Annotated in this window: 1 protein-coding gene; it reads left to right on the top strand. The window is 57.6% G+C overall.

What is annotated here, in order from left to right; genetic code table 11:
- The coding region (locus tag H6A60_RS12550) for a DUF3150 domain-containing protein (RefSeq protein ID WP_205105148.1) at positions 1-465 on the top strand (465 nt) is incomplete at both ends.

Below are 465 nucleotides of genomic sequence, written 5' to 3'. Positions count from 1 at the left end.
AAGAGACAGCAGCTCGGACAGAAGAACATTCTGGATCCGAAGCTCCTGGAGCGATTCAACACGATCAAAGCGCGTGCGGTTCGCTATCTGCAGGAGAAAGGCGTCAACTTTCTCGGCGGCTACGCCGTACCGCTCGAGCTCGCGTCCGAGGTCCTCGCAAGGCTCGACGGCTACGTTCACGAGTACGAGACGGCCAAGGCGGACTTCATCAATCGCTACGACGCAATGGTCGAGGACTGGATTCGTCAGAACCCGAGCTTCGCCCAAGAGCTGCTCGCGGCCAAGAAGTCGCGCGCGGAGGTCGATTCAAAGATCTACGCACGCTACAGCGTCGTGCGCATTCAGCCGATCGAAGAAGAAAGTCAGATCGAACGCTTCAATGCCGATGTCGACGGACTGTCCGAAAGGCTTCTGCAGATGGTTGCCCAAACCGCAGGAAAGCTTTCTCTCGGTACGCTCAAAGGC

It is taken from the genome of Sutterella massiliensis (assembly GCF_016899755.1).
Taxonomy (GTDB): domain Bacteria; phylum Pseudomonadota; class Gammaproteobacteria; order Burkholderiales; family Burkholderiaceae_F; genus Sutterella; species Sutterella massiliensis.
The sequence above is the reverse complement of the archived record's forward strand: the minus strand, read 5'-3'. Positions and strand labels throughout refer to the sequence as shown.